We start from the raw sequence: 25,964 nt of genomic DNA, 5'->3' as shown, positions 1-25,964 counted from the left end.
CTTTTCAGCATTCAAAGATTCTTGCGCGCCGGTACCAACAGATTGCCGAACAACAGGCCGGCGACCAGCGCCATCACGATATTGGTCACCGTCAATAGCGCCGATTGCCCGCCGATCACGTCCTGCTGCTGGACCATCGTCAGCAGCCCGCGCAGGCTGGCGCTGCCGGGCACCAGCATGATGATGCCCGGCAGCCGGACCAGCGCGCCCGGCCGCTGCACGATGCGCCCGAACAGATTACCGGCCGCGGTCAGCACCATCGCCGACAGGAAGATGCCGACCGGGCTGCCCCAGGCGTCGCCGGCGAAGCGCGCGATCGCATAACCAGCCACCGAGGCGGCCATCACGAATGGGTAATCGCGGCCGCTGGCCTTGAACAGCAGCGCGAACGCGTAGGCGGCCACCAGCAGCGACGCCCACTCCACCCAGCCGTGCTGCGGACGCGACGCCTGCACCATCGGCTCCAGGCCGAGCAGTTGCGCCAGCGTCACCGCGATCACCGCGCCGACGGTCAGCTTGAGGATGGTGGTCACCGCGCCGGCGAAGCGCGCCGTGCCCGAGACCCAGTGCTGGCTGGTCAGTTCGTTGACCGCATTGGTCAGCGCCATACCCGGCAGCAACACCACCAGCGAGGCGATGATCACCGTATTGAGATTCAGCGGCGCCACGAAACTGGCCACCAGGGTCGCGACGAAACCGGCCAGCAGCGCCGCCAGCGCATCGTTGGCCTCCTTGGTCGCCGGGCGCTTGTCGGTGAGCTGGGTGAGCACGCCGATCAGCAGGCCGATGGCGCTGGCGGTGGCGATGTCCAGCCACGGCAGGCGCCACAGCCCGGCCACGCCGGCCGCGGCCAGGCCGAAGCCGAGCACCTGCATCGCCATCCAGCGCCGTCCCGGCGGCTGGTCCAGCTGGCGCAGCGCGGTGTGGCCCTGGGCCACGCTCATGCGCCCGCTGGCCACGTCGTCGGCGATGCGGTCGGCGACGCTGAGCTTGTGCAGGTCGTTGTCGCCGGGCGCCAGCCGCACCACGCGGGTGATGTCGCTGGACCCGATCGCCTTGGTCGGGTCGCTGAAACTGAGGATCAGCCCGGTCGGGTTGGACCAGGGCTCGCAGTCCAGGTCCAGTTGCTGCGACAGCGCCACCACCGCCGCCTCCAGCCGCTGCGCGGTGGTGCCGTAGGTGTGCAGTCGCCCGGCGATATCGGAGACGAAGGCGATGCGCTGCGCGTAGGTCGCGTTGGCGGAAGGACTGACGGTGGGAGCGGCGGGCATGTCGGCTAGTATGGCGCGAACGCCGCGCCCGGCCACCCCGCCGCGGTCACCACATCTGCAACACGGGCGAAACAGGTATGCTCGCGCACCGGACGCCCCCATGATCGAACCGCAACCGCCCAAACTCAGCCAGGACGACCGAGACCCCTCGCGGGTGCGGCTGACCGGCAGTTGGACCCTGGCCACCGCCCTGGCCTCGTCGGAAGTGCTGCGCGGCATGCCGGCCGGCACCACCGGCATCGACGCCAGCGGCATCGGCCAGCTGGATTCGGCCGGGGTGCTGCAGCTGATGCGCTACGCCACGCGCAACGGCATCGCCCACGAGGCGCTGGATTTCCGCCAGGATCACCGCGCGCTGGTCTCGACCATCGAGGACGTGGCCGACGACCGCCCCAAGCGCAAGCGCGACTACGGCTTCGCCGCGGCGCTGGAACGCCTGGGCTACGCGGTGCACCGCAACGGCAAGGAAATCGTCGCCCTAATCGGTTTCCTCGGCGAGACCCTGGTCAAGCTGCTGCGGCTGCTGCATGCGCCGCGCCGGTTCCGCCTGACCGCCACCGTGCACCACATGGAGCAGGTCGGCCTGGACGCGGTGCCGCTGGTGGCGCTGCTGTCGTATCTGGTGGGCGCGGTGATCGCCTTCCTCGGCTCCACGATCCTGCGCGATTTCGGTGCCGAGATCTACGTGGTGGAGCTGGTCAGCATCGCCTTCCTGCGCGAGTTCGCGGTGCTGCTGACCGCGATCGTGCTGGCCGGACGCACCGCCAGCGCCTTCACCGCGCAGATCGGCGCGATGAAGGCGCGCGAGGAGGTCGATGCGATCCAGACCCTGGGCCTGGACCCGATGGACCTGCTGGTGATCCCGCGGCTGGTGGCGCTGCTGCTGATGCTGCCGCTGCTGACCTTCGTGGCGATGATCGCCGGCCTGGCCGGCGGCGTCACCGTCGGCGCCTTCGACCTGGGCATCCCGCCGCAGATGTACCTGGCGCGCATGCACGACACCATCCAGATCCGGCACATGCTGGTGGGCCTGTCCAAGGCGCCGATCTTCGCCATCGTGATCGGCCTGATCGGCTGCCTGGAGGGACTGCGCGTGGAAGGCACCGCCCAGTCCGTCGGCGAGCGCACCACCTCCAGCGTGGTGCAGACGATCTCGCTGGTGATCATCATCGACGCGATCGCCGCGCTGTGGTTCATGAACATGGGGTGGTGAGTTGAAGCCGGGAATCGGGAATCGAGAATCGGGAATGGGGAACGCCGGCTGCGTCAGCGACGTCGGCCAGGAGTGCATGCCTTGACCATTCCCGATTCCCCACTCCCGATTCCCGACCAGGAACTGGCCATCTCCGTCCGCGGCCTGGTCAATCGCTTCGGCAGCCAGACCGTGCACGAGGACCTGGACCTGGACGTGCGCCGTGGCGAGATCCTCGGCGTGGTCGGCGGCTCGGGGACCGGCAAGTCGGTGCTGATGCGCACCATCCTCGGCCTGCGCGACCCCGATGGCGGCAAGATCCAGGTGCTCGGCGTGGATACCGACTCCGGCCGCCGCGCCGATCGCCTGCATGTGGAGCGCAATACCGGCGTGCTGTTCCAGGACGGCGCACTGTTTTCCTCGCTGACCGTCGGCGAGAACGTGCAGGTGCCGCTGAAGGAGCATTTCGGCGAACTGCCCGACAGCTGGCATTACGAGCTGGCGCTGCTGAAGGTGAAGCTGGCCGGCCTGCCTGCCGATGCATTGAACAAGCTGCCCTCGCAGCTGTCCGGCGGCATGCGCAAGCGCGCCGGGCTGGCGCGCGCGCTGGCGCTGGATCCACCCCTGTTGTTTCTGGACGAACCCACCGCCGGCCTGGACCCGATCGGCGCGGCCGCCTTCGACCGGCTGATCCGCACCCTGCAGGAAGCGCTGGGCCTGACCGTGTTCCTCATCACCCACGATCTGGACACCTTGTACGCTATCTGCGACCGCGTGGCGGTGCTGGCCGACCGCAAGGTCATCGCCAACGCGCCGCTGGCAGAGATCGAGCAAGTGGACCATCCGTGGATCCAAGAGTATTTCCACGGCCCGCGCGCCCGCGCCGCGCGCGATGCCAAGACCGCCTGGACCGAGACCCCCTGAGCCCATGGAAACCAAAGCCAATTACGTGCTGATCGGCGCCTTCACCATCGTGGTGGGGATCGCGCTGCTGCTGTTCGGACTCTGGGCCGCCAAGTATTCCTCCGACCGCACCTGGCAGGAGTACCGCGTGGTGTTCCGCGAGGCGGTGACCGGCCTGTCGGTCGGCAGCCCGGTGCAGTACAACGGCATCGCGGTGGGCTCGATCACCGAGCTGACCCTGGCGCCGAACGATCCGCGCCAGGTGGTGGCGCGGATCCGGGTCAACTCGACCACGCCGATCAAGAGCGACACCCGCGCCAAGCTGGGCATCACCAGCCTGACTGGCCCGTCGATCATCCAGCTCTCCGGCGGCACCCCGGAAGCGCCGGCGCTGACCTCGATCGACAACAGCGACGCGCCGATCATCCAGACCACGCCCTCGGCGCTGCAGAACATCACCGACACCGCCAACCGCATCGTCGAGCGCCTGGACGAGGTGCTCAGCGACCGCAACGTCGCCAGCATCACCGCCACCCTGCACAACCTGGAAACCATCAGCGGCGGCCTGGCCGACCGCGACCAGGGCATGCAGTCGCTGATCGTCAGCGCGCGCGATGCGGCGCGCAACCTGGACACCACGCTCAAGACCACCAACGGCACCATCCAGCGCCTGGACCAGAACCTGGTGCAGCAGTTGCCGCCGATCCTGGACAAGCTGGAGGACACGCTGAGCAAGCTGGATTCGGCCGCCGGCAATGCCGACAAGATCCTTGGCGAGAACCGCTCGGCGATCAACAGCTTCGCCAACGACGGCCTCGGCCAGCTCGGCCCGACCCTGACCGAACTGCGCGGTCTGATCCGCGACCTGCGCCGGGTCAGCGACCGCCTGGACAACAACCCCGCGCGCTACCTGCTCGGCCGCGACGCCCCGAAGGAGTTCAAACCCAAATGAAGCCGATGCGCGCCTTCCTCCTGCTCGCGGTGCCGGCCCTGCTGCTGGCCGGCTGTTCGCTGCCCGGCGGCAGCAAGGAGCCAGTGACGATCTACGCGCCGGACGTGCGGGTGACCGCCGACCCGGCCTGGCCGCAGGTGAGCTGGCAACTGGCGCTGACCAAGCCCAGCGCTGCGCGCGTGGTCGACAGTTCGCGCATCGCCGTACGGCCGACGCCGGACGAACTGCAGGTGTACGGCGGCGTCAGCTGGGCACAGCCGGCCACAGACATGCTCGAGGACATGCTGCTGCGCGCGTTCGAGGACTCCGGGCGGATTCCGGGCGTGGCCCGGCTCGGCACCGGGATCCGCGCCGACTACAAGCTGCTGCTGGACCTGCGCCGCTTCGAAGCGGATTACGCAGGGCGCACGGTGCCGTCGGCCACCATCGAACTCAATGCCAAGCTGCTGTACAGCGCCGACCAGCGCGTGGTCGCCTCGCGCACCTTCCTGGTGACCCAGCCCGCCGCCGGCACCGCCGAATCGCAGGTGGTCGACGCCTTCGGCCAGGCCATGTCGCAACTCGGCCACGACGTGGTCGGCTGGACCCTGCAGCAGGGCCAGGCCGACGCGTCGACCGCACTGGCGCCCAGCGTGCCGCCGCCGGCGAGCACGAAGCCGCCACGGCGCTGATGGCTCCCCCTCTCCCACCGGGAGAGGGGTCGGGGGTGAGGGTGCGACCGCCAGGGAGCCATCTCCTCCAGACGCCTCCCTGGCAACTCGTACCCTCATCCGCCCCTTCGGGGCACCTTCTCCCGAAGGGAGAAGGGATCAAGGCTTCGCTCCCCTCTCCCACCGGGAGAGGGGTCGGGGGTGAGGGTGCGGCGGCTCGGGGGAGCATCTCCCCCAGACACCGCCCTAGCAACCCGACCCTCATCCGCCCCTTCGGGGCACCTTCTCCCGGAGGGAGAAGGGATCAAGCGCAATGCGGCGGAACGTCAGATTGATCCGTTCGCCGACCGGCTTGGCAGTGCGCGGCAGGGCATGTCGGTACAGGCGCTGGGTGTCGCCCGCCATCAGCAGCAAGCCGCCGGAGGTCAGCTCCAGCGCCTGGCGAAGTGCCGGCTGCTGACGATGGCGCAGCACGAAGCGACGCGTGGCGCCCAGGCTCAACGAGGCGATCACCGGCGCCGGGCCGAGTTCGCGCTCGTCGTCGCTGTGCCAGCCCATGGCGTCGCGGCCGTCGCGGTAGCGGTTGGCGAGCACGCTGTTGAATTCCACCCCAGTCTCGGCCGCCAGCCGCGCACGCAGCGGCAGCAGCGCCTCTGGCCACGGATGCGGCGCGAAGCGGGTGCCGGAATAGCGGTAGCTGGCGTCGGCGTCGCCGATCCAGCAACTCAGCCGCGGCGAATCGACCAGCTTGCCGAACAGGCGGATGCGGTGCACCTCCCATGGCACTTCCTGCAGCAACTGCGCGCACAGCGCCGCGGCCGCGGCCGGGTCCAGCCACTCGGGATACCAGCGCAGATCGGCGCCGGGCAGGTCCAGTTCCATCGCGCCACGCTAGCATGCCGGAGGCCACCATACGCCAGCGTGCGGAATTTGCCCCGTCACGCACAAAGCCTGAAAATGCCCACAGCCAGATCGAGCCAACGGGAGCGGACCAGATGACGGAAGTGGAGGGCGGCGCCAGCGCGCCGGAGCCAGTGGAACGCGACGTCATGGAATACGACGTGGTCACCGTCGGCGCAGGTCCGGCCGGGCTGGCGTTCGCGATCCGGCTCAAGCAGCTCAACCCGGACATTTCGGTCTGCGTGATCGAAAAGGCCAGCACGGTCGGTGCGCAGATCCTGTCCGGCGCGGTGATCGAGCCGGCGCCGCTCGACGCGCTGCTGCCCGGCTGGCGCGACGCCCCGCCGCCGATCTGCGTGCCCGCCGGCGAAGACGAGTTCTGGCACCTGAGCAAGGATGGCGGGCGCAAGTTCCCGATCGTGCCGCCGGGCATGCGCAACCACGGCAACTTCATCGTCAGCCTCGGCGCGCTGTGCGCGTGGCTGGCGCCGCAGGCCGAGGCGCTGGGCGTGGAAATCTATCCGGGCTTCGCCGCCGCCGAAACCCTGCATGCCGACGACGGCACCGTGCTCGGCGTGCGCATCGGCGACATGGGCGTGGCCAAGGACGGTTCGCACAAGCCCGGCTACACCCCCGGCATCGATATCCGCGCCAAGGTCACGGTGCTGGCCGAAGGCGCGCGCGGGCACCTGACCAAGCGCCTGGTCAAGCGCTTCGCGCTGGACGCCGACAGCGACCCGCAGGCCTATTCGATCGGCATCAAGGAACTGTGGCAGTTGCCGGAAGGCCGCGTGGTGCCCGGCAAGATCGTGCACACCCTGGGCTGGCCGGCCGACAACGCCACCTATGCCGGCAGCTTCCTGTACCACCTGGAGAACAACCAGGTGGCACTGGGCTACGTCAGCGGCCTGGATTACCACGATCCCGAGTACCGGCCGTGGGAAGCCTTCCAGCAATGGAAGAACCACCCGATGATGAAGTCGCTGTTGGAAGGCGGCACCATCCTGTCGGCCGGCGCCCGCGCCATCGCCAGCGGCGGCTGGCAGTCGTTGCCGAAGGTGGAGATGCCCGGCGCGCTGCTGATCGGCGACACCGCCGGCCTGCTCAACGTGCCCAAGATCAAGGGCACCCACCAGGCGCTGCGCAGCGGCATGCTCGCCGCCGAGCACCTGGCCGCCGGCGCGGCGCTGAACCCGGCCGGATTCGATGCCAAACTGCGCGGCTCGGAGGTCATGGCCGAGCTGCGCCAGGTGCGCAACATCAAGCCCGGCTTCAAGAAGGGCATGTGGTTCGGCCTGCTCAACGGGGCCTGGGAGACCCTGGTCAAGGGCGCCTCGCCGTGGACGCTGAAGGTGACCGCCGACTGGTCGTCGCTGGACCGGCTGGGCGAACACGAGCAGCCCAAGCGCGACTACGTGCAGCGCGACCTGGCGCCGCGCGACCGCCTGCAGGCCGTGTATTTCGCCGCCACCGAACACGACGAGGACCAGCCCGTGCACCTGCAGGTGCTGGACCCGCAGATCTGCGTGACCCGCTGCACCGAGGAATACGGCAACCCTTGCACCCGCTTCTGCCCCGCCGCGGTGTACGAGATCGTCGACGACGCGGCCGGCAAGCGCCTGCAGATCAACGCCGCCAACTGCGTGCACTGCAAGACCTGCGACATCAAGGACCCCTACGAAATCATCAACTGGGTCACCCCCGAAGGCGGCTCCGGGCCGAACTACCAGAACCTGTGAGCCGCACGCTGCCGACACGATGCTCCCGCTGCGCCGCAGCCGCGTTCTTCGCTACGTGACGTCGCGATGAGGGCCACCTGGCGCAGGGCCGAACGTGCCGCGCGTGCGGCTTTCGAGCGCCACGGCGGCGGCTGGCGCGGCCTGCTTGCCGTTGCGCAGCGCAGCTGGAAAGTGCTGCGGGCGCTGGGCCTCGCCGGTTTCGTGCGGCGCTTGCGCAATGCCACGCACGCGCAAACCTCGCTACCGCCGCCGTCGGATGCCGTGTTCCCCGCACCGACGCCGATCGAGCGCGTGCACCTGCGCGTGGGCGTGATGGCCCACGTTTTTTATCCCGACCTGCTGGGTGAATTGGCCGAGGCGCTGACCGCCATGCCGGTGCCGTACGTGCTGCTGGTGTCGGTCATGGACGATGCCGCGCAGGCTGCTGCCCAACAGCGCCTGTCGTCGTTGCCCCACCTGCAGTCACTGCACGTGCGCACGGTCGCCAACCGAGGCCGCGACCTGGCGCCGTTGCTCGTGACGTTCCGCGAGGAGGTCCTGGCGCTGGACGTGGTGGCGCACTGGCATACCAAGAAATCGCTGTACACCGGCAGCGAACGCAGCGACTGGCGTCGCTACCTGACCGATGCCCTGTTCGGCTCGCCGCAGCGTATCGGCTGGATTCTGGGCATGTTCGCGGCCGAACCGCGGCTTGGCATCGTGTATCCGGAGAGCTTCGGCGGCGTGCCGCTGTGGGCGCATACGTGGCTGAGCAATCTGCAGGCCTGTCGCGAACTGGGCCAGCGTCTGGGCGTCGGCATCGATGCGACGGCCTACATCGATTTCCCGGCCGGCTCGATGTTCTGGGCACGCGTGGAGGCATTGCGGCCGATCTATGCGCTGGGACTGAACCTGCACGATTTCCCGGAAGAGCGCAGCCAGATCGATGGGACGCTGCAACATGCCTTGGAGCGGATGTTCGTGGCAGTGGCGCGCCAGCACGGGCTGCTGGCAGGCATTCTGCCAGCGGACGGAACGCTGGCACTGAGCACGGAAGGAGACCGCAACTGGATGCAGGCCTTCCGGATGCCGTTGGCCACACGTGTGGCGCTCTCGGCGATCGGTGCGAACGTGATATCGCTGGACGTATTCGACACCCTGGTGACACGCCCCTTCCTGACCCCGGCCGGTATGCGTGCCTATCTCGCTCATCTGGCGGCCAAAACGCTGGGTGTCGCCGAATTCGCCATGCTGCGCGAGCGTGCCGAAGCGCGCGCGCGCGCAGCAGCCGGGCGCGATGTCGACCTGGACGCGATCTATGCCGCGATGGCGCACCTAGCGGAAGCGAAAGACCTTCCCCTGCACGCGCTGCAGGCCCTGGAGCTGGATACCGAAGCACGCCTGTTGCGGCCGCGCCGGGCGCTGGTCGCCGCTGCCGCCGCGCTAGCTGCCAACGGCCGGCGCCTGGTCGCCGTGTCGGACATGTACCTGGACAGTGCCGACCTACAAAAGGTGCTGCCATCGGCGGTCCGCGAACTGCCGAAAGCCTGGTACGTGTCTTGCGAAACCGGCTGGCGCAAAGATGACGACCAGGCCTGGGAACAGCTGCCGGCGCGCGAAGACGTGGCGGCGAGGCACTGGCTGCACGTCGGCGACAACGAACAGGCGGATATCCAACGTCCACAGATGCACGGCTATCTCACGCCGGTGCATGTGCTGCGGCCATCGGCCTTGCTCGACGTGGTCCCGGCGTTGCGCCCGTTGCGGCCCGCCGCAGGTGCACATAGCCCCTGGCAGGATCAGTTGTGGCTCGGCTTGCTCAGTCGCCACTTGGCGGATTTGGCCGATACCCGGCCGGAGCAGTTCGGCCACCGTCTGCGGCTGGCGTCGCCGACCTCGCTCGGCTATCTGGTGTTCGGTCCATTGCTCGCCGATTACCTGCTGTGGCTGTCGCGTGTGGCGCTGTCGCGTGGCATCGGCCAGATCCTGTTCCTGAGCCGAGAAGGCTATCTGCTGCAAAAGGCGTTTGCGCAGCTGCAGGCGGCATGTCCGCCGCTTGCTGCGCTGGACGGCCGCTATCTGCTGGCTTCGCGCCGCGGCACCGGCGTGCCGATGCTGCGTGAGGCCCACGACCTGGAGACACTGCTGGGCAGCACCTACACCGGCAGCCTGAAGGATCTGCTGCAGGCACGGCTCGGCACCGCGGCGACACGGGCGATCGCAGCTCAACTTGGCGCTGCAGACATGCGCGGCATGGTGATGCTGCCAGAGATGCGCACAGCTTTGCTGCAAAAACTGGCGCCTGCGATGCCCGCGCTGCTCGACGTCGCCGCCGTCGAACGCGAAGCCTATCTGCGCTACTGGCGCGCCACGGTCGAAGACGCACCGGCCATGGTTGCGGACCTGGGCTACGCGGGGACCATCCAGGCACAACTGGGCAGATTGACCGGAACCACGCTGGGAGGCGGCTATTTCGCGGTGAACGACGGCATCGTGCAGGTCCAAGCGAATGGCTGGGCCGAAGCCCGCTACTTCGATGGCCGCTGCACGGATGCGGAAACGTCGGCGATCCTGCAAAACGACTTGATGCTGGAAACCTTCCTGACCGCACCGGATGGCCAGTTCTCGCATTTCGCGTTGCACGACGATGGCGAGGTCGAACCCATCTTCGCCGACGACGAACTGGATCCCACGCACTCCGCCGCGGTCGCCGCAGTCCAGCAAGGTGCGCTCGATTTCATGGCTGACCTTTGCGCCGTCGGCGGCAGCGAGACCTGGCAATTCGTGTTCGATCCCGCATTGATCCAGGCGCCATTGCGCTGCCTGGGCGAAGGCCGCTGGCAGGCCGGCGACTGGGCGCGAGGCCTGGCGGTCAGCGATGCGTTCACTGGGCGCGGCCGGGTCGCCGTGTCCAGCTGAGCGGCGTCCGCGCTCGCGGCAGCATCAGGTTCTGCGGAAAGGAACTCCGGTCTTGGCAATCAGTTCCGCGTCTTCCACGCCATCGGCCGCCTCGACCAGTACCAGGCCATCCGCGCCCACGTCGAACACCGCCAGGTCGGTGATGATGCGGTCGACCACACCCACGCCGGTCAGCGGCAGGTCGCACTCGTGCAGGATCTTGTGGCTGCCGTCCTTGGCCACGTGCTCCATCAGCACCACCACGCGCTTGACCCCGGCGACCAGGTCCATCGCCCCGCCCATGCCCTTGACCATCTTGCCGGGCACCATCCAGTTGGCCAGGTCGCCGCGCGCGCTGACCTGCATCGCGCCGAGGATCGCCAGGTCGATATGGCCGCCGCGGATCATCGCGAAGGAGTCGTGGCTGCCGAAATAGCTGGCGCCGGCGCGGGCGGTGACGGTCTGCTTGCCGGCGTTGATCAGGTCGGCGTCGACCTCGTCCTCGCTCGGGAACGGGCCGATGCCGAGCAGGCCGTTCTCCGACTGCAGCCACACGTCCACGCCCTCGGGGATGTGGTTGGCGACCAGGGTCGGCAGGCCGATGCCCAGGTTCACGTAGGCGCCGTCGGTGAGTTCGCGGGCGGCGCGCTGCGCCATTTCGTCGCGGGTCCAGGCCATGTCAGGCGTCCTTCTGGCGCAGGGTGCGCTGTTCGATGCGTTTCTCGGGATGCGGGTTGTGCACGATGCGGTCGACGTAGATGCCAGGCAGATGCACCTGGTCCGGATCGATGCTGCCGGTGTCGACGATCTGCTCGACCTCGGCGATGCAGACCTTGCCGGCCATCGCGCAGGCCGGGTTGAAGTTGCGCGCGGTCTTGCGGAACACCAGGTTGCCGGCCGCATCGGCCTTCCACGCCTTGACCAGGGCCACGTCGGCCTGCAGCGCGGTCTCCAGCACGTAGTGCTTGCCGTCGAACTCGCGCGTCTCCTTGCCCTCGGCGACGACGGTGCCGTAGCCGGTGGCGGTGAAGAACGCGGGAATGCCGGCGCCGCCGGCGCGCAGGCGCTCGGCCAGGGTGCCCTGCGGATTGAACTCCAGCTCCAGCTCGCCGGCCAGGTACTGGCGCTCGAATTCCTTGTTCTCGCCGACGTAGGACGAGATCATCTTGCGGATCTGCCGGGTCGCCAGCAGCTGGCCGAGGCCGAACCCATCAACGCCGGCATTGTTGGAGATCACGGTCAGGCCGGTCACCGCACTGTCGCGCAGGGCGGCGATCAAGGCCTCGGGGATGCCGCACAGGCCGAATCCGCCGACCGCCAGGGTCTGGCCATCGCCCACCACGTCGGCCAGCGCCGTGGCCGCGTCGGGGAAAAGCTTGCCGCGCCGTCCGGTCGCCCGGGTAGAGGTGTCGCCCATTCGCCAGCTCCGCATCGGAAGTAGACAAGTAGTTTAGCCGGTCGCCGCGCGCGGCCTGCTGCGCACTGCCGCAATGACCGATTAAGGGCCGGAACGTTACACTCCATGTTCCCCCATGCAAGGTCCCTCCCCTATGTCGCTTCCCGCATTCAAGGCCTACGACATCCGCGGTCGCGTTCCCGACGAATTGAACGAGGATCTGGCCCGCCGCATCGGCGTGGCATTGGCGGGGCAATTGGACAGCGGGCCGGTCGTCGTGGGCCACGACGTCCGCCTGGCCAGCCAGGGGCTGCAGGACGCGCTGTCGGCCGGCCTGCGCGCCAGCGGCCGCGAGGTGATCGACATCGGCCTGTGCGGCACCGAGGAGGTCTATTTCCAGACCGACCACCTCAAGGCCGCCGGCGGGGTGATGGTCACCGCCAGCCACAACCCGATGGACTACAACGGCATGAAGCTGGTGCGCGAGCAGGCGCGCCCGATCAGCTCCGATACCGGCCTGTTCGCGATTCGCGACACCGTGGCCGCCGATACCGCGCCCGCCGCCGCCCCGACCGCGGCCGAGCACCACCGCCCGGACAAGTCCGCCTATATCGCGCACCTGCTGAGCTACATCGACATCGGCTCGCTCAAGCCGCTGAAGCTGGTGGTCAACGCCGGCAACGGCGGCGCCGGCGCCATCGTCGACCTGCTGGCGCCGCACCTGCCGTTCGAGTTCGTGCGCGTGTTCCACGAACCGGACGGCCACTTCCCCAACGGCATCCCGAATCCGCTGCTGCCGGAGAACCGCGCGGCCACCGCCCAGGCGGTCAAGGAACACGGCGCCGACTTCGGCATCGCCTGGGACGGCGATTTCGACCGCTGCTTCTTCTTCGACGAAAACGGCCGCTTCATCGAAGGCTATTACCTGGTCGGCCTGCTGGCGCAGGCGATCCTGGCCAAGCAGCCGGGCGGCAAGGTCGTGCACGACCCGCGCCTGACCTGGAACACCATCGAGCAGGTCGAGGAAGCCGGCGGCATTCCGGTGCTGTGCAAGAGCGGACATGCCTTCATCAAGGAGAAGATGCGCAGCGAAAACGCGGTGTACGGCGGCGAGATGAGCGCGCACCACTATTTCCGCGAATTCGCCTACGCCGACTCCGGCATGATCCCGTGGCTGCTGATCGCCGAGCTGGTGTCGCAGTCCGGCCGCTCGCTCGCCGACCTGGTCGAGGCGCGCATGCGCAAGTTCCCGTGCAGCGGCGAGATCAACTTCAAGGTCGCCGACGCCAAGGCCGCGGTGGCGCGGGTGATGGAACACTTCGCCTCGCACGCGCCGACGCTGGACTACACCGACGGTGTCAGCGCCGAATTCGCCGACTGGCGTTTCAACCTGCGCAGTTCCAACACCGAACCGCTGCTGCGCCTGAACGTGGAAACCCGCGGCGATGCGGCGCTGCTGGAGCAGCGCACCCAGGAGATCTCCGAGCTGCTGCGCGGCTGATCCCACCACCCTCCCCTAGACGCACTATGGAGTTCCCCCGCCCATGAGCGACGTCCTTCCCATCATCCTGTCCGGCGGTTCCGGCACGCGGCTGTGGCCGCTGTCGCGCGAGTCGTATCCGAAACAGTTCCTGCCGCTGGTCGGCGAGCAGAGCATGCTGCAGGCCACCTGGCAGCGCGCGGCACCCGTGGCCGCGCACGCGCCGATCGTGGTCGCCAACGAGGAGCACCGCTTCGTCGCGGCCGAGCAGTTGCAGCAGATCGGCGTGAAGCCGCATGCGATCCTGCTCGAACCCAAGGGCCGCAACACCGCACCGGCGATCGCCGTGGCGGCGCTGGAGGCCTCGCGCGATGGCGCCGACCCGCTGTTGCTGGTCCTGCCCTCCGACCACGTAATTGGCGACGAAGCCGCCTTTCAGGCCGCGGTGCGCGTGGCCGCCGTCGCGGCCGAACAAGGCAAGCTGGTGACGTTCGGCATCAAGCCGACCGCACCGGAAACCGGCTACGGCTACATCAAGGCCGCTGCCGGCGACGGCGCGCACGCGGTCGAGCGCTTCGTCGAAAAGCCCGACCTGGCGACCGCGAAAAGCTACCTGGCCTCTGGCGAGTACTACTGGAACAGCGGCATGTTCCTGTTCCGCGCCTCGCGCTACCTGGAGGAACTGCGCAAGTTCCAGCCCGCCATCGCCGATGCCTGCACCAAGGCCTGGCAATCGGCCAAGCGCGATGCCGACTTCACCCGCCTGGACAAGGAGGCGTTTGCCGCCAGTCCTTCCGACTCCATCGACTACGCGGTGATGGAAAAGACCGCCGACGCGGTGGTGGTGCCGCTGGACGCGAAGTGGAGCGACGTCGGCTCCTGGTCGGCGCTGCTGGACGTGTCGCCGCAGGACGCCAACGGCAACGCCCACCACGGCGACGTGATCGAGATCGATTGCCGCAACACCTACGCCTACGGCTCGCGCCTGATCGCGATGGTCGGCCTGCAGGACGTGGTGGTGGTGGAGACCGACGACGCGGTACTGGTCGGCCATCGCGAACGCATCCAGGAAGTGAAGGACATCGTCGGCAGGATCAAGGCCGATGGGCGTTCCGAAGCCACCTGGCACCGCAAGGTGTACCGCCCGTGGGGCGCCTACGATTCGATCGACAACGGCCAGCGGTTCCAGGTCAAGCGCATCACGGTCAAGCCCGGCGCCACGCTGAGCCTGCAGATGCATCACCACCGCGCCGAGCACTGGATCGTGGTCAGCGGCACCGCCGAGGTCACCCGTGGCGACGAGGTGCTGCTGCTCACCGAGAACCAGAGCACCTACATCCCGCTCGGCGTGACGCATCGCCTGAAGAACCCGGGCAAATTGCCGCTGGAGCTGATCGAAGTGCAGTCGGGCAGCTACCTGGGCGAAGACGACATCGTGCGCTTCGAGGACACCTACGGTCGCACCTGAGTTCGGCGCACGCCGCAAACGCAAAGAGCCGGGCAGTGCCCGGCTCTTTGTTTTTCGGCTGCGTCGTTTAACGTGTGCGGCGGTCAGGCGGCCGGCGCTGCCGCGGCGAGTTCGCCGATGACCTGGCGCAGACCATCGCGCCACTGTGGCAGTTCCAGCGCGAAATCGCGCTGCAGGCGCGACACGTCCAAGCGCGAATACGCCGGGCGCTTGGCCGGCGTCGGATATTCGGCCGTGGCGATCGGCAGCACGCGCGGCGCGCGCGCCAGCAGGCCCGCCACGAGCGCTTCTTCGAAGATCGCCTCGGCGAAGCCATGCCAGGTGGTCTCGCCGGCAGCGGTCAGGTGCCAGGTGCCCGATTGCGCGACATCGCGCCGTTGCAGGATTTGCGCGGTGACGTCGGCGATCAACGCTGCCGGCGTCGGCGTGCCAACCTGGTCGGCGACCACACGCAGCTCGTCGCGCTCGGCGCCGACGCGCAGCATGGTGCGCAGGAAGTTGCTGCCATGGGCGGCATAGACCCACGCGGTACGGAAGATCAGGTGCTGCGCGCCGGAGGCGCGGATCGCCGCTTCGCCGGCGAGTTTGGTCGCGCCATAGACGCCCAGCGGCGCGGTCGGCGCGTCCTCTGGATACGGACGGCTGCCCTGGCCATCGAACACGTAGTCGGTGGAGTAATGCACCATCGGCACGCCATGCGCCGCACACCAGCCAGCGATCGCGGCCGGCGCCTCGGCATTGGCGCGCAACGCGGCGTCCCGCTCCTGCTCGGCGCGATCCACCGCGGTATAGGCCGCTGCATTGACCACCGCCGTCGGCTGCAATCGATCCAGCAAGGCGCCCAGCGTCTGCGGCTGGTCGAAGTCGGCGGTCTCGCAGGCGCTGCCGTCGGGCAGACTGCCGCTGCGCGTGGTCGCCAGCAACGGACCGCGCGTGCCCAGCGCACGCAGCAGTTCCTGGCCGACCTGGCCGTTGGCGCCGAACACCAAGGTGGTCACGGCGCGTACACCGGCAGACGTTCGGCCGCGATATCGGCCAGGAACGGGGCCGCCGCATCCTTGGCCGACAGCACCGGCTGGCTGATCGGCCAGTCCACGCCGATCGCGGCGTCGTCCCAGCGCACGCCGGCGTCGGCTTCCTTCACGTACACGTCGGTGCACAGATAGCTGAACACCGCACGCTCGGACAGCACTGCGAATCCATGCGCGAAGCCCTCCGGAATCCAGAACTGTTTCTTGTTCTCCGCGCTCAACACTACTGCCGCCCAGCGACCGAAGTGCGGCGAGCCACGGCGGATGTCCACGGCGACGTCGTAGACCTCGCCTTCCAGCACACTGACCAGCTTGCCCTGCGGACGCGGCCACTGGTAATGCAGACCGCGCAGCACGCCCTTGGCCGAGGTCGAGACATTGCTCTGCACGAACTTGGTCGGCAGCCCATGCTGGCCGAAACGCTCGGCATTCCAGGTCTCGAAGAAATAGCCGCGTTCGTCGCCGAACACCGCCGGCTCGATCACTACGCAGCCGGGCAGATTGGTTTCAATCACTTTCACGGAACGACTCCTCGTACAGCCAGTTCATGCAGGTATTTGCCGTAGTCATTCTTCAACAGCGGCGCGGCGAGTTTTTCCAGCTGTGCAGCATCGATCCAACCTTGGCCGAACGCGATCTCTTCCGGACAACATACCTGCAAGCCCTGCCGCGACTGGATGGTCTCGATGAAGTTGGATGCCTCGTGCAGCGACTGGTGCGTACCCGTGTCCAGCCAGGCATAGCCGCGGCCCAGAGGTTCAAGGTGCAGTTCGCCCGCATCCAGATAACGGCGATTGAGATCGGTGATTTCCAGTTCCCCGCGCGGCGAGGGCTTCAACGCGGCTGCGTGCTCGCTGGCCTGGCCGTCGTAGAAGTACAGGCCGGTGACCGCATAGTTGGAGCGCGGCTTGGCCGGCTTCTCCTCGATGTCGATGACCTTGCCGGACTGGTCGAACTCGGCCACGCCATAGCGCTCAGGGTCGTTGACCCAATAGCCGAATACGGTGGCGCCTTGCTGCCGCGCATCGGCGCGGCGCAGTGTCTCGGTCAGGCCATGGCCGTGGAAGATGTTGTCGCCCAATACCAGACAGCTCGGCTTGCCGTCGATGAAATCGCGACCGATCAAGTAGGCCTGCGCCAGTCCATCCGGGCTCGGCTGCACTGCGTATTCCAGGTGCATGCCCCACTGCGAGCCGTCGCCCAGCAGCGCACGGAACAAAGCCTGTTCGTGCGGGGTGTTGATGATCAGCACCTCGCGGATGCCGGCCAGCATCAGCACGCTGAGCGGATAGTAGATCATCGGCTTGTCGTACACCGGCAGCAGCTGCTTGCTGACGCCCTTGGTGATCGGATACAGCCGGGTGCCGGAGCCGCCGGCCAGGATGATGCCTTTGCGTTGGGTCATGAGGTGCTTCCTAGAAAGTCCGCACACCGATGTGCGGGCTCTTGCGAGGGACTCGCGTTATGCCGCCGTGCCGATGCGCTCCAGCCGATAGCTGCCGTCGAGCACGCCCTGTACCCAGGCCTGGTTGGCCAGATACCAGTCCACGGTGATGGCGATGCCCTGCTCGAAGCTGTACTTCGGCTCCCAGCCCAGTTCGTTCTTCAGCTTGGACGCATCGATCGCATAGCGCCGGTCGTGGCCCGGACGGTCGGCGACATGAGTGATCTGGCTGGCGCGCGGCTGGCCATCGGCGCGCGGACGGCGCGCATCGAGCAGCGCGCAGATCGCCTGCACCACTTCGATGTTCTGCTTCTCGGAGTTGCCGCCGACATTGTAGGTCTCGCCGACCTTGCCCTTGGCCAACACGGTGCGGATCGCCTCGCAGTGGTCGCCGACGAACAGCCAGTCGCGCACCTGCTTGCCGTCGCCGTAGACCGGCAGCGGTTCGCCGGCCAGCGCCTTGGCGATCACCAGCGGAATGAGTTTCTCCGGGAAGTGGTAAGGGCCGTAGTTGTTGGAGCAATTGGTGGTCAGTACCGGCAGGCCGTAGGTGTGGTGGAACGCGCGTACCAGATGGTCGGAGGCGGCCTTTGAGGCCGAGTACGGCGAATTGGGCGCGTACGGCGTGGTCTCGCTGAACTTGCCGGTCTCGCCGAGCGTGCCATACACCTCGTCGGTGGAAACATGCAGGAAGCGGAATGCGGCGCGCGGTCCTTCCGGCAGCGCCTTCCAGTGGTCGCGCACCGCTTCCAGCAGGCCCAGGGTGCCGACCACGTTGGTCTGGATGAAGGCGCCGGGGCCGTCGATCGAGCGGTCCACATGGCTCTCGGCGGCGAAGTTCAGCACCGCGTCGGGCTGGTGCTCGCGCAGCAACTGCGCCACCAGCGCGCGGTCGCCGATATCGCCTTGCACGAAGACGTGGTCGGGGTTGCCCTCCAGCGTCGCCAACGTGTTCAGATTGCCGGCGTAGGTCAGGGCATCCAGATTGATCACGCGAATGCCGCGCGACACCGCTTCCAGCACGAAATTGCCACCAATGAACCCGGCACCGCCGGTTACAAGCCAAGTAGCCACTATGACGTCTCCTGATCGGGCGCCGCAGGGCGCTCCGCTGTTCAAACCGCACAGGATATACGCTTTGCCAGAGAGGGTCGCCCCTGCCTGCCCCGGTTCATGCAGAGCAGCGGAGTCCGGCAGCCACCATACGCCCTCGCATGGTCCATCGCCGCCGGTTAGAATCCACCGACTGCCCCGCGCCAGCCGTCGCGGCCGGGCCTTCCCGCACTGCTGAAGGATCTCGTACAAGATGAAAATCCTCGTCGCCTACAAGCGCGTGGTGGACTACAACGTCCGCATCCAGGTCAAGCCGGACGGCTCCGGCGTCGTGACCGAGGGCGTCAAGCTTTCCCCCAATCCGTTCGACGAAATCGCCCTGGAAGAGGCGCTGCGCCTGCGCGACGCCGGCATCGCCAGCGAAGTCGTGGTGGTCACCCTGGCTCCGGCCGACGCCGCCGCGCACCTGCGCAACGGCCTGGCGATGGGTGCCAACCGCGCCATCCACGTGGTCACCGATACCGCGATCCAGCCGCTGACCGCGGCCCGCGCGCTGCTCAAGCTGGTCGAGCAGGAACAGCCGGACCTGGTCATCCTGGGCAAGCAGGCGATCGACGACGACGCCAACCAGACCGGACAGATGCTGGCCACGCTGTGGGGTCGCCCGCAAGCCACCTTCGCCGGCAAGCTGGTGGTCGCCGACGGCAAGGCCACGGTGACCCGCGAGGTCGACGCCGGCCTGGAAACGCTGGAAGTGGACCTGCCAGCGGTGGTCACCACCGACCTGCGCCTGAACGAGCCGCGCTTCATCAAGCTGCCGGACATCATGAAGGCCAAGAGCAAGCCGTTGCAGACCCTGGCCTTCGCCGACCTGGGCGTGGAGTCCAACGACAGCCTGACCACCACCCATTACGCGCCGCCGCCCAAGCGCAGCCGCGGCGTGATGGTCAAGGATGCCACCGAGCTGGTGGCCGCACTCAAGCAGAAGGGGTTGCTGTAATGGCCAAGATCCTCGTCGTCGCCGAACACCTGAACGGCCAGCTCAACGCGGCCACCGCCAAGACCGTCAGCGCCGCGCAGGCGCTGTCGCCGGAAACCATCGACATCGTGGTGCTGGCCGCCGATCCGGCCGCCGTCGCCGCGCAGGCTGCGCAGATCGCCGGCGTCGGCCGCGTGCTCACCGTCGCCGATCCGGCCAACGAACACGCCATCGCGCAGGTGCTGGGGCCGCAGATCGCGCAACTGGCGCCGGGCTACAGCCACGTGTTCGGCCCGTCCACCACCTTCGGCAAGGACCTGATGCCGGTGGTGGCCGCCCTGCTCGGCGTCAACCAGATCTCCGACCTGATGGCGGTGGACGGCGACTACGCGTTCAAGCGCCCGATCTACGCCGGCAACGCCATCATCAGCGTGCAGGCCCCGGCCGACCAGATCGTGGTCGCCACCGTGCGCAGCGCCTCGTGGCCGGAAGCAGCGCAAGGCGGCAACGCGGCGGTGGAAGCGGCCAGCGTGGACGCGACGCTGCCCAACCACACCCGCTTCGTCGGCCTGGCCGCGGGCAAGTCCGACCGTCCCGACCTGCAGAGCGCCAAGCGCGTGGTCTCCGGCGGCCGCGGCATCGGTTCGGCGGAGAACTTCCAGATCGTCTACCAGCTCGCCGACAAACTGGGCGCCGCAGTCGGCGCCTCGCGCGCGGCAGTCGACGCCGGCTACGTACCCAACGAACTGCAGGTCGGCCAGACCGGCAAGATCATCGCGCCGGAGCTGTACGTGGCGGTCGGCATCTCCGGCGCCATCCAGCACCTGACCGGCATCAAGGACGCCGGCACCATCGTCGCGATCAACAAGGACGCCGAGTCGCCGATCTTCGAGATCGCCGACATCGGCCTGGTTGGTGACCTGTTCACGGTGCTGCCGGAACTGGAAAAGGCGCTGGGCTGAGTCGCGCGGAGACCAAGGGATGATGATGCCGCACGGCGCCGACGGCGTGCCCGCGCCGCGCCACCGTGCGGATCATCTGGCGCTATTCGTCGTGCTGCTGTGCGGCGGCTACCTGGCCGCCCTGTGGTGGATCGACCGCGGCAACGGCACGTTCGCCCGGCTGGGCACGATCTGGCCGTTGCTGGCAGTGGCGGTGCTGCCGGTCTCGGCCAGCTACCTGTTCCGCTTCTGGCGCTGGCGCTGGCTGCTGCAACGGCAAGGCCACGCCGTGCCGTTCTGGCTGGGCTGGGCCGCGTACCTGGCCGGTTTCGCCTTGACCGCCACGCCCGGCAAGGCCGGGGAATTGCTGCGTATCCGCTATTTCGCCCGCATGGGCGTACCGGCGGGACGGACGCTGGCGGTGTTCGTGTTCGAGCGCGCCTCCGACCTACTGGTGATCCTGGCGCTGTCGCTGCTGGCCGCACCGGTCTTCCCCACCCTGGGCACGCTCGCCGCGGTGGTGCTGGGCTTCGTCGCCCTGCTGTTCGGCGCCGCCGCCTGGCCGGCCCTGCTGGCCTGGCTGGCCTGGCTGGACGGGGTGGGCCGGCGCTTGCCCGGGCGCTGGCTGCGGAGCGCCGCGCACTTTGCGGTGTTCGCCGCTACGGAACTGCGCGCCTGCCTCGGAACGGCACAGATGCTGCGCAGCCTGATCGCGGGCTTGGGCGCCTGGGGCCTGACCTCGGCGGTCTTCGTCGGGCTGTGCAGCGGCCTTGGCCTGGACCTGGACCCGCTGGTCGCGTTCGGCATCTACCCGCTGGCGATGCTGATCGGCGCGCTGTCCTTCGTCCCGGGTGGGGTCGGCACGACCGAACTGGCGATCGTGCTGATGCTTGACCGGCTGGGCGTCGCCACCGCCGATGCGATCGCGGTCGCGGTGGCCGCGCGGCTGGTGACGCTCTGGTACGCGGTCGCCGTGGGCGCCCTGGCGATGGGCGCCACCGAATTCCTACAACGACGCCAGGCCGCCTGAACCGCTGGTTATAATGCGGCCCCGCGATGGATCCTCAGGCCGCAGCATGTCTTCCCCCCCCCGTTCTCCCGCCGACCGCCCGGCTGTCTCAGGGCGCGCGCTCTGCGTGGATCTGGACGGCACGCTGCTGAATTCGGACATCCTCTACGAGTCCCTGCTGGCCCTGCTGGCGCGCAACCCGCTGTACGTGTTCCTGCTGCCGCTGTGGCTGCTGCGCGGCAAGGCCGCGCTGAAGCGAGAACTGGCCGCTCGGGTCACCCTCCCGGCCGAGACCCTGCCCTACAACGAGCACATCCTGGAGCTGCTGCGCACCACGCCGCAACGCCCGCGCGTGCTGTGCACCGCCTCCGACCAGTTGCTGGTCGCGCCGATCGCCGCGCACCTGGGCCTGTTCGAAGAGGTCATCGCCAGCGACGGCCAGCGCAACCTGTCCGGCCGCAACAAGGCCGACGTGCTGGTGCAGCGGTTCGGCGAAGGCAATTTCGACTATGCCGGCAATGGCCGCGTGGACCTGCACGTGTGGGACAAGGCCGGCGGCGCCTGGGTGGTCAACAACGGCAATGGCTTGCGCGCGGCCGCCGCGCAGCGCACCACCGTGCACGGGCACTGGCCGGCGCCGCCGCGCGCCCGCGCCTGGCTCAAGGCGCTGCGCCTGCACCAGTGGCTGAAGAACCTGCTGGTGTTCGTGCCGCTGCTCACCGCGCACCGCTTCCTGGAGGGCGAATCGGTGCTGCAGTCGGTGATCGCCATGGTGGCGTTTGGGCTGTGCGCCTCCGGCGTCTACGTGCTCAACGACCTGCTCGACCTCACACCCGATCGCCAGCATCCGCGCAAGCGCAAGCGGCCGTTCGCCGCCGGGCGGCTGCCGCTGCTGCAGGGCCTGTTCGCCGCTCCCGCGCTGACCGTGGCCGGACTGGCGCTGTCGCTGGCCTGCAACCTGCACTTCACCCTGGTGTTGCTGGCCTACTACGTGATGACGCTGGCGTACTCGCTGCGGCTCAAGCGCATCGTGATGATCGACGTGGTGCTGCTGGCGGCGCTGTACACCGTGCGCATCATCGGCGGCGCGGTGGCCATCGACCTGGAACTGTCGTTCTGGCTGTTGGCGTTCTCGATGTTCATCTTCCTCTCGCTGGCGCTGCTCAAGCGCTACACCGAACTGCACGCGATGCTGGGCAGCGGCAAGACCAAGGCCAGCGGGCGCGCCTATTCGGTGGAAGACCTGGTGCTGCTGCAGTCGATGGGCGCGGCGGCCGGCTACATCGCGGTGCTGGTGATGGCGCTGTACATCAACAGCCCGGCGAGCATGTCGTTGTATCGCCACCCGCAAATACTCTGGCTGATCTGCCCGGTGCTGCTGTACTGGGTCAGCCGGGTCTGGATCGTGGCGCACCGCGGCGACATGCACGACGACCCCATCGTGTTCGCCGCCACCGACCGGGTCAGCCAGGTGGTCGTGGTGTTGTGCGGACTCTGCGCGCTGAGCGCCATCTGATGGCCGATGCCGGGCAGTCCTGGGGACGCTATCCGCACGCGACGCAGACGCTGCTGCCGATCGCCGACCGGGCGGCGGCCCTGCCGGCCTTCGCCGGCCACGCGCTACCACGCGGCAACGGCCGCAGCTATGGCGACAGCTGCCTCGACCCGGACGGCAGCTTGCTGTGCACGCGCGGCCTGGACCGGTTCATCGCATTCGACCCGGCGACCGGCCTGCTGCGCTGCGAAGCCGGGGTCACCCTGGCCGAGATCATCGACCTGGCGTTGCCGCAGGGCTGGTTCCTGCCGGTCACCCCGGGCACGCGCTACGTGACCGTGGCCGGCGCGATCGCCAACGACGTGCACGGCAAGAATCACCACCGTACCGGCAGCTTCGGCCACCATGTGCGCGCCTTCGAGTTGCTGCGCAGCGACGGTACGCGCCGTGTGTGCACGCCCGACGACGATGCCGAAGGCTGGTTCGCGGCCACCGTCGGCGGCCTTGGCTTGACCGGCCTGATCACTTGGGCGCAGATCCAGTTGCGGCGTGTCGCGAGCGCCGCGCTGGAAACGGAGAACATCCGATTCGGTTCGCTCGACGAGTTTTTCGCCTTATCGGCGGCCTCTGCCGACAGCCACGAATACAGCGTCGCCTGGATCGACTGCCTGGCCAGCGGGCGCGCGCGCGGCCGGGGCCACTTCACCCGCGCCGACCATTGTCCGGGCCTGCCGGAAGAACGGCCCAAGCCCCCGGGCGCAGGCCTGCCGATGCCGCTGACGCCGCCGTTCTCGCTGGTCAACCAGCTGTCGCTGCGGCCGTTCAACGCGCTGTACTTCTGGCGCCAGCCTGCGCCACGCAAGCGCTTCGTCAGCCACTTGCTGCCGTTCTTCTATCCGCTGGACGGCATCCGCAACTGGAACCGCATGTACGGCCCGGCCGGTTTCCTGCAGTACCAGTGCGTGCTGCCGCCGGCCGCGTCGCGCGACGGCATCGACGCGTTGCTGGCGGAAATCGCCCGCAGCGGCAGCGGCTCGTTCCTGGCGGTGCTGAAGGAATTCGGCGCCGCACGCTCGCTCGGCATGCTGTCGTTTCCCCGCCCGGGCACCACCCTGGCGCTGGATTTCCCAAATAGCGGCCCGGAAGTGTTCCGGCTGCTGGAGCGGCTCGACCGCATCGTCGACGCGGCCGGCGGCGCTCTGTACCCTGCCAAGGACGCGCGCATGAGCGCGGCGTCGTTCCAGCGCGCCTACGGCCGCTGGCGGGAATTCAGCGATTACCTCGATCCACGCTTTTCTTCCGGCTTCTGGCGCCGGGTCACGGAGTAGACATGCAACGCGTCCTCATCATCGGTGCCACCTCGGCCATCGCCGAAGCCACTGCCCGACGCTACGCCGCACGCGGCGCGGCGATCCACCTGCTCGGCCGCCAGGCCGCGCGCCTGGAGGCGATCGCGGCAGACCTGTCCGTGCGCGGCGCCAAGAGCAGCATCGGCGTGCTCGACGTCAACGACGGCGCCCGCCACGGCGAAGCGTTCGATGCGGCGTGGTCGGCCCTCGGCGGCGTGGATGTGGTCCTGATCGCGCATGGCACCCTGCCGGACCAAGTCGCGTGCAACGCTTCGGTCGAACTGTCGTTGCACGAATTCGCCACCAACGGCACCTCCACGATCGCGCTGTGCGCGACGCTGGCGCCGCGCCTGGCGGCCGGCGCGACGCTGGCGGTGATCTCGTCGGTCGCCGGCGACCGCGGCCGCGCCAGCAACTACCTCTACGGCAGCGCCAAGGCGGCGGTCAGCGCCTATCTCAGCGGCCTCGGCCAGCGCCTGCGTCCGGCCGGGATCAACGTGCTCACGGTCAAGCCCGGCTTCGTCGACACGCCGATGACCGCCGCCTTCAAGAAGGGCGCGCTGTGGGCCAAGCCCGACCAGATCGCCAAGGGCATCGTGCGCGCCGTCGACGGCCGCCGCGCCGTCGCCTACCTGCCGGGTTTCTGGTGGGCGATCATGTTCATCATCAAGTCCATCCCCGAATTCGTTTTCCGCAGGATCAAGCTCTGACATGACCGACAAACACGCCAAGATCGTCATCACCGGGGCCGCCGGGCTGGTCGGACAGAACCTGATCGTCGAACTCGAACAGCAGGGTTACACCCAACTGGTGGCGATCGACAAACACGCGCACAACCTGCAGATCCTGCGCGAGCTGCATCCGGCGGTGCGTGTGGTGCATGCCGATCTGGCCGAGCCCGGCGACTGGGCGCGCGAGTTCGAAGGCGCCGCCTGCGTCGCCCAACTGCACGCGCAGATCACCGGCAAGACCACCGAGCTGTTCACCCGCAACAACCTGGTGGCCACCTCGCACGTGCTCGACGCCTGCCACGCGGCCAACGTGCCGTACCTGGTCCACATCAGTTCCTCGGTAGTGAACTCGGTAGCCAAGGACGACTACACCAATACCAAACGCGCGCAGGAAGAGATGGTGGTGGCCAGCGGCCTGCGCCACTGCGTGCTGCGCCCGACCCTGATGTTCGGCTGGTTCGACCCCAAGCACCTGGGCTGGCTGTCGCGCTTCATGGCCAAGACTCCGGTGTTCCCGATCCCCGGCGACGGCAAGTTCATGCGCCAGCCGCTGTATGAACGCGATTTCTGCCGCTGCATCGCCAAATGCATCGAACGCGAACCCGACGGCGAGGTCTACGACATCGTCGGCGACACCCGCGTGGACTACGTCGACATCATCAAGACCATCAAGCGCGTCAAGAAGCTGCATACCCTGATCGTCCATATTCCGATCGGATTCTTTGCCTTCCTGCTGCGGGTGTATTCGCTCTTCAGCTCCAAGCCGCCGTTCACTGCCGACCAGCTCAAGGCGCTCAGCGCTGGCGACGACTTCAAGGGGGTCGATACCGAAGCTGTGTTCGGCGTGCGGCAGACGCCGTTCGAAGATGCGATCCGTGAGAGTTACACCGATCCTCGGTATAGCCGTATCGTGCTGCAGCGCTGAAGCCAGACGGTGAGAAGCGAATTTTTTCTCATCGCCCGGCCAAATCCGCATACCACGATAGAGACAAATCTAAGGACCAAAACACTTATGCCTCACAAGGACGGCATAGCCACAACCGCATGTAAGTTCTTCGGAACTTCATTTACTGGAGCCCGCCTTCTCCCGCACCATGGATTGGC

At 68.0% G+C, this 25,964-nt stretch carries 23 protein-coding genes; 15 read left to right on the top strand and 8 right to left on the bottom strand.

The features are described from left to right. Nucleotides 1–11: 11 nt before the first annotated feature. Nucleotides 12–1,271: a threonine/serine exporter family protein gene (locus AC1G9L_RS03580; protein WP_010340193.1), complete on the bottom strand. Its 1,260-nt coding sequence runs from the start codon at nt 1,269–1,271 to the stop codon at nt 12–14. Between the two features lie 100 nt (nt 1,272–1,371). Here AC1G9L_RS03580 and AC1G9L_RS03575 point away from each other — a divergent pair, with 100 nt between their 5' ends. The 4 genes from AC1G9L_RS03575 to AC1G9L_RS03560 all read left to right on the top strand — a co-directional run bounded on the left by AC1G9L_RS03575 (nt 1,372) and on the right by AC1G9L_RS03560 (nt 4,989). Further along, nucleotides 1,372–2,484 (top strand): MlaE family lipid ABC transporter permease subunit, encoded by a 1,113-nt coding sequence (locus AC1G9L_RS03575; protein ID WP_019799489.1) that lies wholly within the window; start codon nt 1,372–1,374, stop codon nt 2,482–2,484. Between the two features lie 81 nt (nt 2,485–2,565). Beyond that, nucleotides 2,566–3,387: an ATP-binding cassette domain-containing protein gene (locus tag AC1G9L_RS03570; protein ID WP_019799490.1), complete on the top strand. Its 822-nt coding sequence runs from the start codon at nt 2,566–2,568 to the stop codon at nt 3,385–3,387. 4 nt (nt 3,388–3,391) lie between these two features. Further along, on the top strand, nt 3,392–4,318 hold the full coding sequence (locus AC1G9L_RS03565; RefSeq protein ID WP_010340196.1) for an MlaD family protein: 927 nt from the start codon (nt 3,392–3,394) through the stop codon (nt 4,316–4,318). Beyond that, nucleotides 4,315–4,989, top strand: coding sequence for an ABC-type transport auxiliary lipoprotein family protein (locus AC1G9L_RS03560; protein WP_019799491.1), 675 nt, complete (start codon nt 4,315–4,317; stop codon nt 4,987–4,989). Before AC1G9L_RS03565 ends, AC1G9L_RS03560 begins: the two co-directional genes overlap by 4 nt. A 240-nt stretch (nt 4,990–5,229) precedes the next feature. Here the strand turns inward: AC1G9L_RS03560 and AC1G9L_RS03555 are convergent, their stop codons facing one another. Beyond that, nucleotides 5,230–5,850, bottom strand: a complete 621-nt coding sequence (locus AC1G9L_RS03555) for an alpha-ketoglutarate-dependent dioxygenase AlkB (RefSeq protein WP_019799268.1) — start codon at nt 5,848–5,850, stop codon at nt 5,230–5,232. A 113-nt stretch (nt 5,851–5,963) separates the two neighbouring features. Here AC1G9L_RS03555 and AC1G9L_RS03550 point away from each other — a divergent pair, with 113 nt between their 5' ends. Both AC1G9L_RS03550 and AC1G9L_RS03545 read left to right on the top strand, forming a co-directional pair. Beyond that, the gene (locus AC1G9L_RS03550; protein WP_019799267.1) at nt 5,964–7,607 is read left to right on the top strand and encodes a 4Fe-4S dicluster domain-containing protein; all 1,644 of its coding nucleotides are present in this window, start codon (nt 5,964–5,966) and stop codon (nt 7,605–7,607) included. Between the two features lie 66 nt (nt 7,608–7,673). Continuing rightward, nucleotides 7,674–10,505: a rhamnan synthesis F family protein gene (locus tag AC1G9L_RS03545; RefSeq protein ID WP_019799266.1), complete on the top strand. Its 2,832-nt coding sequence runs from the start codon at nt 7,674–7,676 to the stop codon at nt 10,503–10,505. Between the two features lie 24 nt (nt 10,506–10,529). Here AC1G9L_RS03545 and AC1G9L_RS03540 read toward each other — a convergent pair whose 3' ends face one another. Both AC1G9L_RS03540 and AC1G9L_RS03535 read right to left on the bottom strand, forming a co-directional pair. Beyond that, a complete protein-coding gene (locus AC1G9L_RS03540; RefSeq protein ID WP_019799265.1) occupies nt 10,530–11,162 on the bottom strand; it encodes a 3-oxoacid CoA-transferase subunit B in 633 nt (210 codons plus the stop codon). A 1-nt stretch (nt 11,163) separates the two neighbouring features. After that, nucleotides 11,164–11,901 (bottom strand): CoA transferase subunit A, encoded by a 738-nt coding sequence (locus AC1G9L_RS03535; protein WP_019799264.1) that lies wholly within the window; start codon nt 11,899–11,901, stop codon nt 11,164–11,166. 133 nt (nt 11,902–12,034) lie between these two features. Between AC1G9L_RS03535 and AC1G9L_RS03530 the strand changes: the two genes are divergently transcribed. Together AC1G9L_RS03530 and AC1G9L_RS03525 are read left to right on the top strand one after the other, a co-directional pair. Continuing rightward, the gene (locus AC1G9L_RS03530; protein ID WP_019799263.1) at nt 12,035–13,381 is read left to right on the top strand and encodes a phosphomannomutase; all 1,347 of its coding nucleotides are present in this window, start codon (nt 12,035–12,037) and stop codon (nt 13,379–13,381) included. Between the two features lie 43 nt (nt 13,382–13,424). Further along, entirely contained in the window at nt 13,425–14,828 is a 1,404-nt protein-coding gene (locus AC1G9L_RS03525; RefSeq protein WP_019799262.1) for a mannose-1-phosphate guanylyltransferase/mannose-6-phosphate isomerase, read from the top strand. A gap of 83 nt (nt 14,829–14,911) precedes the next feature. Here the strand turns inward: AC1G9L_RS03525 and rfbD are convergent, their stop codons facing one another. The 4 genes from rfbD to rfbB are packed head-to-tail and all read right to left on the bottom strand — an operon-like array spanning nt 14,912 to nt 18,377. Beyond that, a complete protein-coding gene (rfbD, locus tag AC1G9L_RS03520) occupies nt 14,912–15,826 on the bottom strand; it encodes a dTDP-4-dehydrorhamnose reductase (protein ID WP_019799261.1) in 915 nt (304 codons plus the stop codon). Continuing rightward, nucleotides 15,823–16,380 carry a dTDP-4-dehydrorhamnose 3,5-epimerase gene (rfbC, locus tag AC1G9L_RS03515; protein ID WP_481070286.1) on the bottom strand — a complete coding sequence of 186 codons (558 nt, stop codon included), beginning with the start codon at nt 16,378–16,380 and terminating at the stop codon, nt 15,823–15,825. The genes rfbD and rfbC overlap by 4 nt, the downstream gene beginning before the upstream one ends. Further along, nucleotides 16,377–17,264, bottom strand: a complete 888-nt coding sequence (rfbA, locus tag AC1G9L_RS03510) for a glucose-1-phosphate thymidylyltransferase RfbA (RefSeq protein ID WP_019799259.1) — start codon at nt 17,262–17,264, stop codon at nt 16,377–16,379. Before rfbA ends, rfbC begins: the two co-directional genes overlap by 4 nt. 57 nt (nt 17,265–17,321) lie before the next feature. Further along, complete coding sequence (gene rfbB, locus AC1G9L_RS03505) at nt 17,322–18,377, bottom strand: dTDP-glucose 4,6-dehydratase (RefSeq protein WP_481070285.1); 1,056 nt, start codon at nt 18,375–18,377, stop codon at nt 17,322–17,324. A 232-nt stretch (nt 18,378–18,609) separates the two neighbouring features. Between rfbB and AC1G9L_RS03500 the strand changes: the two genes are divergently transcribed. The 7 genes from AC1G9L_RS03500 (at nt 18,610) to AC1G9L_RS03470 (ending at nt 25,785) form a co-directional block, all read left to right on the top strand. Next, nucleotides 18,610–19,356 carry an electron transfer flavoprotein subunit beta gene (locus tag AC1G9L_RS03500; protein ID WP_019799257.1) on the top strand — a complete coding sequence of 249 codons (747 nt, stop codon included), beginning with the start codon at nt 18,610–18,612 and terminating at the stop codon, nt 19,354–19,356. After that, entirely contained in the window at nt 19,356–20,297 is a 942-nt protein-coding gene (locus AC1G9L_RS03495) for an FAD-binding protein (RefSeq protein ID WP_019799256.1), read from the top strand. The genes AC1G9L_RS03500 and AC1G9L_RS03495 overlap by 1 nt, the downstream gene beginning before the upstream one ends. Nucleotides 20,298–20,319: 22 nt before the next feature. After that, nucleotides 20,320–21,306 (top strand): lysylphosphatidylglycerol synthase transmembrane domain-containing protein, encoded by a 987-nt coding sequence (locus AC1G9L_RS03490; RefSeq protein WP_481070998.1) that lies wholly within the window; start codon nt 20,320–20,322, stop codon nt 21,304–21,306. Nucleotides 21,307–21,412: 106 nt separating this feature from the next. Further along, nucleotides 21,413–22,801, top strand: a complete 1,389-nt coding sequence (locus tag AC1G9L_RS03485) for a UbiA family prenyltransferase (RefSeq protein WP_019799254.1) — start codon at nt 21,413–21,415, stop codon at nt 22,799–22,801. Beyond that, on the top strand, nt 22,801–24,108 hold the full coding sequence (locus AC1G9L_RS03480) for an FAD-binding protein (protein ID WP_019799253.1): 1,308 nt from the start codon (nt 22,801–22,803) through the stop codon (nt 24,106–24,108). Before AC1G9L_RS03485 ends, AC1G9L_RS03480 begins: the two co-directional genes overlap by 1 nt. A 2-nt stretch (nt 24,109–24,110) precedes the next feature. Continuing rightward, nucleotides 24,111–24,839: an SDR family oxidoreductase gene (locus tag AC1G9L_RS03475; protein ID WP_481070284.1), complete on the top strand. Its 729-nt coding sequence runs from the start codon at nt 24,111–24,113 to the stop codon at nt 24,837–24,839. Between the two features lies 1 nt (nt 24,840). Continuing rightward, nucleotides 24,841–25,785, top strand: a complete 945-nt coding sequence (locus tag AC1G9L_RS03470) for an NAD-dependent epimerase/dehydratase family protein (RefSeq protein ID WP_019799010.1) — start codon at nt 24,841–24,843, stop codon at nt 25,783–25,785. Nucleotides 25,786–25,964 lie beyond the last annotated feature (179 nt).

Source organism: Xanthomonas sp. NCPPB 1132 (assembly GCF_056629235.1).
The sequence above is the reverse complement of the archived record's forward strand: the minus strand, read 5'-3'. Positions and strand labels throughout refer to the sequence as shown.

Coding starts and splice junctions, on each gene's coding strand:
- AC1G9L_RS03580 (WP_010340193.1), bottom strand. CDS start 1,271: ATGCCCGCCGCTCCCACCGTCAGTCCTTCCGCCAACGCGACCTACGCG.
- AC1G9L_RS03575 (WP_019799489.1), top strand. CDS start 1,372: ATGATCGAACCGCAACCGCCCAAACTCAGCCAGGACGACCGAGACCCC.
- AC1G9L_RS03565 (WP_010340196.1), top strand. CDS start 3,392: ATGGAAACCAAAGCCAATTACGTGCTGATCGGCGCCTTCACCATCGTG.
- AC1G9L_RS03560 (WP_019799491.1), top strand. CDS start 4,315: ATGAAGCCGATGCGCGCCTTCCTCCTGCTCGCGGTGCCGGCCCTGCTG.
- AC1G9L_RS03555 (WP_019799268.1), bottom strand. CDS start 5,850: ATGGAACTGGACCTGCCCGGCGCCGATCTGCGCTGGTATCCCGAGTGG.
- AC1G9L_RS03550 (WP_019799267.1), top strand. CDS start 5,964: ATGACGGAAGTGGAGGGCGGCGCCAGCGCGCCGGAGCCAGTGGAACGC.
- AC1G9L_RS03545 (WP_019799266.1), top strand. CDS start 7,674: ATGAGGGCCACCTGGCGCAGGGCCGAACGTGCCGCGCGTGCGGCTTTC.
- AC1G9L_RS03540 (WP_019799265.1), bottom strand. CDS start 11,162: ATGGCCTGGACCCGCGACGAAATGGCGCAGCGCGCCGCCCGCGAACTC.
- AC1G9L_RS03535 (WP_019799264.1), bottom strand. CDS start 11,901: ATGGGCGACACCTCTACCCGGGCGACCGGACGGCGCGGCAAGCTTTTC.
- AC1G9L_RS03530 (WP_019799263.1), top strand. CDS start 12,035: ATGTCGCTTCCCGCATTCAAGGCCTACGACATCCGCGGTCGCGTTCCC.
- AC1G9L_RS03525 (WP_019799262.1), top strand. CDS start 13,425: ATGAGCGACGTCCTTCCCATCATCCTGTCCGGCGGTTCCGGCACGCGG.
- rfbA (WP_019799259.1), bottom strand. CDS start 17,264: ATGACCCAACGCAAAGGCATCATCCTGGCCGGCGGCTCCGGCACCCGG.
- AC1G9L_RS03500 (WP_019799257.1), top strand. CDS start 18,610: ATGAAAATCCTCGTCGCCTACAAGCGCGTGGTGGACTACAACGTCCGC.
- AC1G9L_RS03495 (WP_019799256.1), top strand. CDS start 19,356: ATGGCCAAGATCCTCGTCGTCGCCGAACACCTGAACGGCCAGCTCAAC.
- AC1G9L_RS03490 (WP_481070998.1), top strand. CDS start 20,320: ATGATGCCGCACGGCGCCGACGGCGTGCCCGCGCCGCGCCACCGTGCG.
- AC1G9L_RS03480 (WP_019799253.1), top strand. CDS start 22,801: ATGGCCGATGCCGGGCAGTCCTGGGGACGCTATCCGCACGCGACGCAG.
- AC1G9L_RS03475 (WP_481070284.1), top strand. CDS start 24,111: ATGCAACGCGTCCTCATCATCGGTGCCACCTCGGCCATCGCCGAAGCC.
- AC1G9L_RS03470 (WP_019799010.1), top strand. CDS start 24,841: ATGACCGACAAACACGCCAAGATCGTCATCACCGGGGCCGCCGGGCTG.